10 protein-coding genes and 2 pseudogenes are annotated in these 12,251 nt (G+C 39.2%); 8 read left to right on the plus strand and 4 right to left on the minus strand.

What is annotated here, in order from left to right; all coding sequences use genetic code 11:
- The first annotated feature begins 107 nt into the window (after positions 1-107).
- From R7Z10_RS19975 to R7Z10_RS20010, 8 genes are read left to right on the plus strand one after another with little or no spacing between them, the layout of a single operon-like run.
- A complete protein-coding gene (locus R7Z10_RS19975; RefSeq protein ID WP_086046462.1) occupies positions 108-1,067 on the plus strand; it encodes a Wzz/FepE/Etk N-terminal domain-containing protein in 960 nt (319 codons plus the stop codon).
- A 40-nt stretch (positions 1,068-1,107) separates the two neighbouring features.
- A complete protein-coding gene (locus R7Z10_RS19980) occupies positions 1,108-2,097 on the plus strand; it encodes a RimK family alpha-L-glutamate ligase (protein WP_213971426.1) in 990 nt (329 codons plus the stop codon).
- A 1-nt stretch (position 2,098) separates the two neighbouring features.
- Positions 2,099-3,217 (plus strand): N(5)-(carboxyethyl)ornithine synthase, encoded by a 1,119-nt coding sequence (locus tag R7Z10_RS19985; RefSeq protein WP_213971425.1) that lies wholly within the window; start codon positions 2,099-2,101, stop codon positions 3,215-3,217.
- A gap of 56 nt (positions 3,218-3,273) precedes the next feature.
- The gene (locus tag R7Z10_RS19990) at positions 3,274-4,497 is read left to right on the plus strand and encodes an oligosaccharide flippase family protein (protein ID WP_213971424.1); all 1,224 of its coding nucleotides are present in this window, start codon (positions 3,274-3,276) and stop codon (positions 4,495-4,497) included.
- A gap of 22 nt (positions 4,498-4,519) precedes the next feature.
- Positions 4,520-5,617 (plus strand): glycosyltransferase, encoded by a 1,098-nt coding sequence (locus R7Z10_RS19995; protein ID WP_213971446.1) that lies wholly within the window; start codon positions 4,520-4,522, stop codon positions 5,615-5,617.
- The gene (locus R7Z10_RS20000) at positions 5,610-6,578 is read left to right on the plus strand and encodes an EpsG family protein (protein WP_213971423.1); all 969 of its coding nucleotides are present in this window, start codon (positions 5,610-5,612) and stop codon (positions 6,576-6,578) included. The genes R7Z10_RS19995 and R7Z10_RS20000 overlap by 8 nt, the downstream gene beginning before the upstream one ends.
- Positions 6,575-7,669: a glycosyltransferase gene (locus R7Z10_RS20005; protein WP_213971422.1), complete on the plus strand. Its 1,095-nt coding sequence runs from the start codon at positions 6,575-6,577 to the stop codon at positions 7,667-7,669. The genes R7Z10_RS20000 and R7Z10_RS20005 overlap by 4 nt, the downstream gene beginning before the upstream one ends.
- Before the next feature lie 18 nt (positions 7,670-7,687).
- Positions 7,688-8,701, plus strand: coding sequence for a glycosyltransferase (locus R7Z10_RS20010; protein ID WP_213971421.1), 1,014 nt, complete (start codon positions 7,688-7,690; stop codon positions 8,699-8,701).
- Positions 8,702-8,870: 169 nt separating this feature from the next.
- Here the strand turns inward: R7Z10_RS20010 and R7Z10_RS20015 are convergent, their stop codons facing one another.
- The 4 genes and pseudogenes from R7Z10_RS20015 to R7Z10_RS20025 all read right to left on the minus strand — a co-directional run.
- Positions 8,871-10,049 (minus strand): IS66 family transposase, encoded by a 1,179-nt coding sequence (locus R7Z10_RS20015; protein ID WP_369292882.1) that lies wholly within the window; start codon positions 10,047-10,049, stop codon positions 8,871-8,873.
- A gap of 11 nt (positions 10,050-10,060) precedes the next feature.
- Positions 10,061-10,174: pseudogene (locus tag R7Z10_RS23795) on the minus strand (hypothetical protein); the annotation flags it as partial.
- A 265-nt stretch (positions 10,175-10,439) separates the two neighbouring features.
- Entirely contained in the window at positions 10,440-11,447 is a 1,008-nt protein-coding gene (locus tag R7Z10_RS20020; protein ID WP_213971420.1) for a sugar transferase, read from the minus strand.
- Positions 11,448-11,686: 239 nt separating this feature from the next.
- Positions 11,687-12,169: pseudogene (locus tag R7Z10_RS20025) on the minus strand (MBL fold metallo-hydrolase RNA specificity domain-containing protein); the annotation flags it as partial.
- Between the last annotated feature and the right edge of the window lie 82 nt (positions 12,170-12,251).

Consider the following 12,251-nt stretch of genomic DNA (forward strand, 5'->3'; position numbering starts at 1 on the left):
AAAGCTCTTAATCGATGATTAAGAGCCTTTACTTAATTTATGACGAATAAGCTGGAATAGTAAAAGTATTCTAAGATGCTAACTATCCACGAATGGAACAATCAATAATGTCAAATGAAGATCGTGACCAATACAATTTGCCTACCAATGAAGTATATCGTCCAGAAGACGAGATTGGTTTAACTGACTTATTTATGGCTCTATGGAAAGGCAAGTGGATTATTATAATTACCACAGTTATATTTGCTGTTGGCTCTGTAATCTATGCGTTAAATCAACCAAACATATATAAAGCTTATGCATTGCTCGCACCGACAGAGAGAAGTGATAGTGGAGGACTAGAGAAAATAGCCGGTCAGTTTGGCGGCATAGCAGCTCTAACAGGTGTTAGCCTTGGTAGTGGAGATACATCGAAAACTGATCTGGCAGTTCAGGTGATGTCTTCGAGAAAGTTTATAAGTTCATTTATTGGGAGTCATGATTTACTGGTACCTTTGATGGCTACTAAAGGCTGGGTGTTGGAAGATAATACATTGGTCATTGATGATGACATATATAGTGAAAGTAACAATAAGTGGTTACGAACTCCTGATGGTTTAAGAGGGGAGGCCCCCACAGAACAAGAAGCATATGAGCTTTTTATCAAAGATATATTTAGTATAAAGCAAGATAAGTCAAGTGGTTTATATACTGTCTCAATGACATATTACTCCCCATACATTGCGAAACAGTGGGTTGATTGGATAGTAAATGAGATCAATAGAGTTATGCGTGAGAGGACAATATCAGAAGTGTCCAACAACTTGGTTTATTTAAAGCAGCAGCTCAATAAGACATCTGTAGCTGAAATGCAAAGTACGTTTTACAAGTTAATAGAAGAACAAACAAAGAAACTAATGCTTGCAGAAGCGCAAGAGGAGTTCATTTTCAAAGTAGTTGACCCAGCGGTTGTTCCCGAAGTTAAAGTTAAACCATCAAGAGCACTCATCTGTATTGTTGGTACATTATTAGGTTTTATATTGGGTGCAATGGTTAGCATTGTTCTATCTATATATAGAAAACGATAAAAATAAAACAAATTGATATTATAAAGTTTTGGTGAATGATATGAAAATTGGCATTTTATGCTATCAGGGGCACGAGTTGGAAAAAATGAAAGACTCTGTAAGAAAGTCTGGTGCGGATTATAAAGTTATTGATTTAATGTCTAATGACTGGCTTGATAGCTGCGAAGAAAATATTGATGGATATATCGTTCGCCCTCCATGTAATTATCAAGAGCATAAGACAATATTTGATGAAAGAGTATATTTCATCAATGAGGTTTTGAAAAAGCCTATATACCCATCTTTGAATGAAATATATACATATGAAAACAAAAGAAATATGTGTCTGTTTCTAAAGCATTTTGACATACCTCATCCAAAAACCAGAATTTATTCTAGCAAGCATGAAGCTCTCTCAAATCTTGAGGATATTACATTCCCAGTAGTTTCAAAGAGTAATATTGGAGCTGGGGGAAGCGCTGTATCAATTATAAAAGATGCAAAGCAGTACAAAAAATATATCGATCGTGTTTTTGGTCGATTCAGCCCAGAGTTAGCTTTAGGTTTAGTTCCATGGATCTCAACTAAAGGGATTAAAGTTCCTCGATTTGGTCGAGCTCAAAAGCACTACGCTATCATTCAGGATTTCCTGAACATTAAGTGGGAATGGCGAATGATACGTATTGGAGATAGCTATTTTGGTCATCAAAAGTTGTTGGGAGAAAATGGCTATGCTAGCGGCTCTGAACTGGTTGGCTGGAACAGGCCTACGGACGAGCTACTGCATCTTCTTAAAGATGCAACAGACAAAATGCAAATGCGATGCATGGTTCTCGATGTCTTTGAGACCACAGAGGGTGAGTATTTTGTCAACGAAATGCAGTCGGTTATTGGTGCATACAGACCGTATCAAATGAAAGTAGATGGAAAACCTGGCAGGTTTAAGCTTGAAGATAATCAGTTTGTCTTTGAGGAAGGTATACATTGTGACAACTCTTGCTGGGATCCAAGAGTGAATGATTTTATAAAAATGCTGCATGAAGGAGTATAGAATGAAAAAGCTAGCTGTATTTGGTCGGTCAGCCAAAAAACATGAGAAACGAATTGCGATACATCCAGACTTTCTAGAACGGTTCCCAAGTGATGTAAGAGAACATATGTATTTTGAAAAAGGCTATGGAGAAGCCTTTGGTATCAGTGATGCTTTTTTTGAACAAGAGTTCGGAGGCGTTCTAGATCGCGAGAGTTTGTACACATACTGTGACGTATGGCTATTACCAAAACCTACAACGGAAGACTTCAAATATTTTGATGAAGGTAAAGTCCTTTGGGGATGGCCTCATTGTGTGCAAGGTAAGGAAATTACTCAAGCAGCAATCGATAAGAAAATGACAATAATTGCTTGGGAAGCCATGTACGGTGGGAATGACAATACCCATATTTTCTATCGTAACAATGAGCTGGCTGGTTATGCAGCAGTTCAGCACATGATGATGTTAAGTGGCAAGAATGGCTTTTTTGGTAAAAGAATTAAAGCTTGTGTGTTAGGTTTTGGGGCTACGGCTCGAGGTGCTATTAGCAGTTTAAAATCTCTCGGCATTAATGACATTTCTGTTTACAGCAAAAGACCTAGCTATTTAATTAATGCGCCAGTAGAAAGTGTCGACTACAAGCAAATGAAGCTGGATGGCAATAACGTTATTCTAGAAACTGATGATGCTCAATACATAGATAGTCACAAAGCACTTGAACAATATGATGTGATCATTAACTGTGTATTACAAAATCCTACAGATCCATTGATGTTTATCCGTGATGAAAGCTTTGTCGATTCTTTGGATAAGCAAATTGATATCATTGATATCAGTTGTGACGAAGGTATGGGTTTTTACTTTGCTAAACCTACAGACTTTGATGAGCCAGCATTTACCGTAAAAAACAAAGTTTATTACTATTGTGTAGATCATACTCCAACTATCTATTGGAAATCAGCCTCATATGAGATTACCAAGTCAATATTTGACTATATACCTATGCTGGTATCGGATAGCTGGAAAGAAAATAAAACACTGCTCAAGGCATTAGAGATAGAAAATGGCAGAGTGGTCAATAGAAAAATTTTAGATTTTCAGCAGCGTGGTGAAGAGTATCCTCACGATAGACTTGCTTAATTTGTAGCTCAAAGCACTGGTATTTATATAATGCCAGTGCTGTTTTTATATAAAATATGTCAAAGTTAAAAGAAATTGCTAAAAATTTCATTGGTTTTGGAGTGATAGACCTAATTGGTTTAGTAATTCCAATTGTGACCATGCCCCTACTAACAAGGGCACTTGGAGCCACATCATATGGAATTTACCTCCTTATTCTGACGGTTCTCTATTTTGGACATACTATTATTGATTACGGTACTCACTATACGTCTGTACGAGAACTGTCAAAAAATAGAAATAACTTCTCAGTAAAAAATAGTCTATTTGTTCAAACGCAAAGTCTAAGGTTATTTCTAGCTACAGTCTATATCCTATGTTGTTTAGGTTATGCTGTGTTTTATGGTAGTGAAGAATTTTTGACCTACATGTCAGTCGCTGCCATACCTTACTTAATTGGCTACGCTCTTACGCCTGTTTGGTATTATCAGGGTATGAGTGAGATGATGCTAGTTACAAAGGTTATGCTAGCCAATAAATTTGCGAATTTATTGGTAATATTGTTTTTTATAAACAATGAAAGTGATATAAGTAACGCTTTGCTGGCTACAAGTCTACCCTCGCTATTGAGTGGACTATATTTGACTTACAGCTGCAAGAAAAATGAAAAGCTAAGTATAAAATTTTCATTTGGATTTTTGAGTACATTAAAAAGTAGTTTTCATGTTTTTATCGGGCTTTTAGCACCTAACTTGTATAACTCAATTCCAACTATTATTCTAGGTACATCATATCCTCCAGAGCAGTTTGCAAAGTTTGCAATAGCATCCAGATTGTGTTCAGTGGTTGTTACATTACAAAACGTACTGGCTAAAGCTGTCTATCCTGTTGTTTCGAGAATAAACGAAAGTCAGGTATCAAAATTAATTATAGCCAATGTTTTTGTTAGCGTTCCGCCGATGATATTTATATTCCTATTTGGTGAGTATGTTTTAGGTGTCTTCTTAGGTAAAGAGTTTTCATCTGCAAACGAATATCTCATAATCCTTATTGTTGGAGTGTTATTTGTTGGTGTCGCAAATTCATACAGTCAAGGGTATTTTCTGCCCAAAGGTATGGATAAACTCTACAGAAATATTTCTCTCCGAGTCTCATTGATTTCAGGCGGGCTAGCCTTAGTATTAATAACTCACTATGGCCTGATTGGAGGAGCGTTGTCCATTACAACGGCTCGCTTCCTATTCTTCATGGATTATTACGTTAGCTATAAACTACAGTCTCGAAAAGTCCAACAAAGCTAGAATGAAAGCGAAGTCAAATAATATGAGTAAAAATAAAGTATGCCTATTAATCAGCTCTTTGGCTGGCGGGGGGGCTGAAGGGGTCTGCGTAAATATCGCAAATGGTTTGGCCGAGCGTGGAGCTGACGTAACACTCGTTGTTCTTAATCTAGATAATGCAGACTATCTAAGCATTGTTAGTGATAAAGTAAAACTGGTATCTTTGGATGTGCGCCAAGCTCGTCATGCGTTGGCTCCTTTAAGAAATTTTATTAAAAATAGTGATATAGACAAATGGTTGGCGTTTAATTACGAGTTAACAATGGTATTGGTAATCATTCGATGGACGCTTATTAAAAACTACACCATCATATCAAGAAATATTAATACAATTTCACGTAACACTAAGGATATTAAGGGCTTTTTGGGGAAGTTTGTCGTTGTGCCTTTAATCAAACTTCTTTACGGTAAGGCTGATCACATCGTTAACCAGTGCGTTGGCATGAGAGATGATCTTGTTAAGACCATTCCATCGACTGAGAGTAAAACTTCCGTGATTTATAATCCTGTGTCGAGCAAGGTTGAAAGCTTTAGTCAGAGTTTTCCTGGAGAGTCGGCAAAGGAAAACTATATATTGTGCGTGGGTCGCTTGGAGAAGCAGAAGGCGTTTCACTATGCAATTGACGCATTCTCTATAGTCGCTAAAAGCATTCCTGAGGTATCTCTTGTGTTTATTGGTCAAGGTAGTCTGCTAGGTGCTCTAGAGCAACAAGTTGAAGAGCTAGGGCTCTCCGATAGAGTTAAGTTTGAAGGATTTCAATCAGACACAATAGGATATTATAACAAGGCTCGCCTAACCTTAATGACGAGCTTATACGAAGGGTTTCCCAATGTGTTGGTCGAATCTATAACGTTGGGAACGCCTATTGTTTCCTTTGATTGCCCAAGCGGCCCAAGTGAAATAATCGTAAATAATAGTAATGGTACATTAGTAGAACAAGGGAATGTTCAAGCTCTCGCTACAGCCATAATTGAAGCTTATGAACACCCACCAGCCAATGAGTCAGTTAAAGAAACGGCACTTCGTTATCAAAGGGATTACATATTAAAATCTTGGGAGAGATTATTGTTTAATGCATAGAGTTAGAAATACACCAAAGTTGGCAATATTTTCGTTATCGATGATTTATGCCTTGAGCTTGGTGTTAATTTTTCCTATAGATGGTTCTATCATAGATAGAGCAAATTACTTAGACTATGCTAGTAATGCATGGCTAATTATGTTGCGTTATTTATCTAAGGGAGATGTGAGAGTCTTATTTAATGAACCTATTTGGTTATTAATGAATATGTCTCTCAGAGTGTTCTTTTCACCTGAAAACATCATAAGAGTTTTAGTCTTCTTTTCGTCTTTTTTGAGTTGCTATGTTTGCTTGAAGAATAACAGAAAGGAAGTTTTTCTCGTTTTAATTATACTTCTCTTTCCACAGGTTGTTAAAAATTACATTATTCACTTAAGACAAGGTGTGGCAATATCAGTATTTTTATTGGCTTACTACTATAAAGACTGCTTTTTTAGGAAAGTCCTTTTTTTAATTACACCTCTTATACATGTATCATTCTTTTTTGTTCTTCTTGTATATGGTGTCGTAATTTTATCAAAAAAGATAAAGCTTACACGTAATTTCAGAGGCGTTACCATATCCGCTATTGGTATTGGGATTGCACTATCTTTGGCCATCATTAGTGCGTTTTTAGGCGCAAGGCAAGCTAACGAATACGCGTTCGTAAATGCAAATGTTAGTGGCGGAGCATTTTTGTTCTGGTCGTCGATTCTCGTACTCTATTGGATGCAAGGTAGACGTTATTGTCATAAGTATGCTTTTGAAATATCAGGTGCTCTCTTCTACCTGTCGACATATTTTTTAACCGAAGTGACTGGACGTGTGTTTGAAAGCTTTGTTGTATTGGTTTTGATTGCTGGTTGTTATTTAACATCGTCAAGAAAAGTACTCTTTAGATGTGCTTTCATATTGTTTTTTATTTTTAGTTATATGGGCCGAATTAGTATGCCTTACTTTGGTTGGGGAGTATCATCTTGAAAATAACGTTAATCTCAACTGGACTTGAAGTCGGGGGAGGAGAAAAGCAAGTGTGTGACTTAGCTGACCAGTTTTCCTCTAAAGGGCATTTGGTTCAGCTTATCTCGTTGACAGGAAAGACTATTTTAACTCCCAAAAGTAGCACTGTAGAGCTCATTGAACTTAAGGCAACTAAGGCACCATTGAGTCTTCTGCAAGCCTTGTTAAAAGCCAAAAAGCACATAGACCGTTTTCAGCCAGACGTTGTCCACAGCCACATGATCCATGCAAATATCTTTTCGCGATTTCTAAAGCTGATTGGTTCATCTGCACCCTTAGTGTGCACCGCTCATAGTACAAATGAAGGTGGAACTCTGCGTACATTAGCTTACAGGTATACGGATTGGTTATGTAACCTGAACACCAATGTAAGTGAAGAAGCGGTAAAGGTATATTTAGACAAGAAAACTTGTAAGCCAGGGAAAATTGCTGCGGTAGTCAACGGGATAGATGTAGACAAATTTCACTTTGATGTCAGCGTCCGTGAAGAGAAAAGAAAGCTTCTCAAACTTGGTTCTGATGAGATGCTGCTTTTAGCCGTCGGCCGTTTATCAGAGCCCAAAGACTATCCAAACTTACTTGATGCGTTTTCTGAGTTGATAGCAAGCAACAACGTAAAGGCCAAGCTTGCGATTGTTGGTGTTGGTGAGCTAGAAGAAGAAATAAAGGCAAAGGTTCATGATATGAATCTCAGTAATAGCGTTCAGTTTCTTGGGCTTCAGTCTGATGTCGAAAACTGGATGTGCGCTGCAGACATTTTTGTTATGTCGTCTGCTTGGGAAGGATTGCCACTTGTTCTTCTGGAAGCCATGGCGTGTGAGCGAGTAGTCGTTGCTACCGATTGCGGTGGGATCCGAGGAGCAGTTCAGGAAAATGGTAAGGTTGTGCCTACTCGAAACAGCAACGCTTTAGCGGAAGCGCTGGCCACATATATCGAATTACCAGCATCTAAAAGAGAAAAAATAGGAAAACTAGCTCGAGAATATATTGTAGCGAACTACTCATTAAGCGCAGTTGCCGACAAGTGGGTTTCAATTTACCGTTCATTGTAGTCATATGATCTTACCTTTATGTTAAAAGTTGCACATATAATCACTAAGTCTGAGATTGGCGGAGCTCAGACTTGGGTGAAGGACCAAATATCTCTGTTAGACAAAGATTTCGAACATTTTTTGGTGACCAACAAGCCTGGTTGGCTTTCTGAGCGTGTGAGTGTTCAACAAACTCTATTCGTTCCGGGAATAGAAAAAAAGTTTTGTTTAAAGACATTATTTAAATTAGTTCACTTTGTTCGAAGCAATAGAATAGATATTCTTATCGCAAGTTCAGCCAATGCAGGCGTATACGCCCGTTTGCTAAAGTTATTCACCGGATGTAGGGTGATATACGTCTCTCATGGCTGGTCGTGTATTTATAATGGCGGCAGCCTGAAGAAATTGTTTATAACAGTCGAAAAGTTACTTTCTTATTTGTCTGATTCAATTCTTTGTGTTTCAGAAAAGGATCGCCAAGATGCCATTGACATAATAGGCATTCGAGATAATAAGCTGGCGTATATAAGAAATAGTGTATTTCCTCGTAATATAGTGAGAAAAGAAGAATCTGAGATATTTCGTATTCTCTTTTTAGGCCGTTTGGCTAAACCCAAAAGACCCGATATTTTGATCGAAGCTATTGAAAACCTAGCCGATGTTCAATTGGACATCGTTGGAGATGGACCATTAAAGCGAGATTGCAAACAAACTCAAAACGTCAACTTCGTTGGTGCTGTAAGTGATTTCGATGATTTTGGTCGTTACGACCTTTTCGCTTTAGTTTCTGATAGTGAAGGTCTACCGATGTCAGCGTTAGAGGCTGCATCTGCAGGGGTGCCCTTGTTATTGAGTAATGTTGGTGGGTGCTCTGAGTTAATAAATGGAAATGGGGTTTTAGTCGACAATTACCCTGATGATATTGCCACTAAACTACAGTTGCTTAAATCCAACTATAAAACAGTAAAAGGTCAGGCTTTACATTGTTCAACTGAGTTTGATATCCGTAACTATCGAGATTCATATATAAGAATCTACACTGGCCGTCACTAAGGGGCTAATTGTGTTGCTTGTTGCATTACTTGAATATTTTAAGTTGATATGCGCTTGGTTTAGTTAGGTGTATGGATTAAGCATTTAGTAGTGCTTGAGTTTATAGTGCAAAGGACAAAATAAAAAGAGCAGCTACCGAAAAGGTAACCGTTCACCAACGGGTTATTGACTAAGCGTTTGCGTAAAAGCTAGCTTCGTTAAGGTCGAAGACATTAGGGTATGGCTGCTGTAAGATCACAGCAGTTACAATGTGAGTTAAAGTCTCGATTGAAGATATCTGCCTCTTCTTGCAGGTTTCTATCAGCGAGTGCAGCCTGTCTCGGAACTTATCCCCTGCATCTGAGGTTGTGCCGTAGCTGATTTTTCGTTGAATAACGAAGCCACGCAACCGTCGCTCTGCCTCATTATTGGTGAGAGGGATTTTGGGATTAGTTAGGAACAGCCATAGACTTTGGCTATGCTCTTTAAGTTTTCGACACCGCTCTTGATAACGCTGAATCGGGATTTGTATTGCTCCCTTTTCTAGCCATTGTTCAAAATGACATCGTAGACGACTCAGCCGATTTAGATATAGAACGTCATCGATTTTGCCAGCTTCCCAACGATGGCGAGTTCGAAAGACTAGTTTGCTGAGCAGCACAAGGCGCTGACCTATTTGGGCGGTATGGCCTTTACCTGAGTAATCGGCAATTTGTTGTAAATTGCGAATGACATGCGACCAACATAATTGATGTTTATCCTGAGAGAGCCAGTTGTAGCCACTATATTGGTCACTGACCACGATGCCACAATAATCTGAGTTCAGTACTGTTTTTGCTGAATGCGTAGAACGAGAGTAAAGGATTTTTTCATAGACTAAATCATCGCTTGCGACTAGCCAGCACCAACGTAGGCGCTCCTCATCATTTCTCGAGTGAGAGGTTTCATCTACATGTACTAATGGCGCAGATTGTATATTGGTTTTGATTGCTTGATGCAGTGGTGTAAGCATAGAGACAATGCGGCTTTGCGCTTCACTTATGGCACCCACTGAGAAGGTCGTGCCAAACTGCTCTTGCAATAAGGAGCGCATTTTTCGGACGCTGAGATGATATTGACCAGCCAGTATGGCGATATGACTCATTAAATTTGGCCCCATAATCCCTTGAGGGACGTTGTTGGGTTTTTGTGCTTTTACGGCTTCTCCGCAGCGCGTGCATTTGCCCGAGTAAAGCTGGTATTCAGTAATGTCTATGCGTGGTGGTGGGATTTCATGAACTTGATGGCGATAAAACGGCTTGCCACTCATTTCGAGGTCAGTGTCACCGCAGCAAGGGCATGTGTTTTTAGGGTAGCAATCAACAACAATATCGGACTCTTTTAGTTCTGAGAGTTGTCGTTTATGCCCTTCGTGACCCTGTTTAGCTCCTCTCGGATTGCGATCACTAGAGCTTTGAGCTTTTTTCGTTCAGCCCGCTCTTTAGGTCCATCGGTAGAAGGGGATTTCGAAGAATTAGTACTGCTCGTTTTTAACTTATCTTCATAATGGCGTAATTACTCCCATAACTCGGATATCAACGCATTAGCTTCGTTGATATCCGATGCAATAGGTGGTGTCGATGAGAATTTGGATTTTTCTTAGTCATGCAGTCAGCATGAACGCTAGGAATGATCATTCAATAGGCAAAGTGGGATCCAGTGCGAATGGTCACGTTTTTTGTGTCAATGCGTTGCTGGTGAACGGTTACTAATAAGTAGCTTAACGCCCCATGCCAAATAAAACTGTTTTTATCGTAAGAAACAGAATCTTCACTTCCATTTTCCAGTTTTGATGTTTGATGTAGTAAATATCGTACTTATGCTTCCAAATAGCATCTTCTACCGATGCGCCGTAAGGGTACTTTACTTGGGCTAGGCCAGTTACCCCAGGTTTAACGGCGTGACGAAATCGATAGTAAGGAATGGCTTTTTCCAATTCAGAGATGAACACCTCGCGTTCTGGGCGTGGGCCAACCATCGACATCTCTCCCTTTAGTACATTGATTAACTGAGGGAGCTCATCTATGCGAGTCTTACGAATAAAACAGCCGACTTTCGTTACGCGCGCGTCATTTTTAGTTGCCCATTGGGCACCATTCTTTTCCGCATCGTTTCGCATCGAGCGAAACTTAATCACTTCAAACTCTTCATTATATTGGCCAGTACGACGCTGCTTAAAGAATACCGGGCCTGGTGACTCAAGCTTAATGAGCAGAGCTGTAATAAGCCCTACAGGAATAGCAACCCATGCAAGCATGAATACAAACAATAGATCGATGAAGCGCTTTTGCCAGCTGTTCTTACGATTAGAGAGGATAGAAAAAGCTTTTTGGTGTAAGAAGTAGCCGCTATGCAAGAGCTCAGTTTCAGTGTAGCCAAGTGAACGATCAAAGTAGCTCACTAAAGGCTCAACCCAAGCCCCTAGTTCTGTTGCAGCTACAAGAAACGCTTGCTGCTCAGGGTTTAGGTGTGAGCTTTTGAAGTGGCAAAGCGTTTTACTCTTGAAATCCCTAAGGGCATAGTTATTAACTTGAGCGTTAATCTCAGGATGTCTCTTAAGTACCTGAGCAATCTTTGTTTCGTCTTCTTTTGGACAGTAGATATAAATACAAGCATCGGTTTCGCTTGCTGATAACTCGTCCAATGTTGATGTTATGCTGATAGAATTATTCTTAGCTAATTCAGTTGCTTCTCGTTCTTGAAGCGTGTCGCTCATACTGTCTGTCATAGGAATGGAATAAGTTGTTTTCGGCTAGCCAATTGCTTACAAGTCGGCGATTATAATTTAATTCGTATAGAAATTATATCCCTTAATCCAGAACATGCTTGTAACTTTGAGAATTTTCTTGAACCTGAGTCCTTACTTATGGCTTGTTTTTGAATCTTGACGTAACTATATCAATGAATTCGACAAACTATGTTTGCGATATATTATGTTGTCTCGAAATTAAATAATTATCTAATTCACTATAATACGCAGTTATATCCGAGGTTGATTAGTTGTTGATAAAGTGCTTTTTTCGAATCTTCCTCACCATGTATAAGGTGAACCTCCTTAGGAGGAGTGGGAATGGCAGTTACAAATTGTATTAAGTCGTTCATATCGGTATGTGCAGAGTAGCCTGACATCGTATGAATTTGAGCTTTCATTTTTACGCGTTTACCTTCAATCAATACACTTTTTGCTTCATCTTGGATACGCCGACCTAAAGTCCCTTCCGCTTGATAGCCGGCAAATAGCACATCATTTCTTTCATCAGGCAGTAAAGCTTCCAAATAATTGACGACTCGTCCACCTTCACACATTCCTGAGGCCGCAACTACGATAGCAGCTTCTGCTGTGCTCGCGAGTCGATTCACGAGCTTTAAATGGTCAGTGTGGCTTTCGACCATAATACATTGATTAAATGCAAGAGGATGTCGGTGATGCTCGAGCCGCTCTTTCGCTTCTGCTCGGCTTTGTTGCGTAATTCAGACGAGAAACCAAACCTCCTAAAGTTGAGCGACTTTTATACAATATACTGAGTTTCAG

Source organism: Vibrio sp. Vb1018, from assembly GCF_033338775.1.
GTDB lineage: Bacteria > Pseudomonadota > Gammaproteobacteria > Enterobacterales > Vibrionaceae > Vibrio > Vibrio alginolyticus.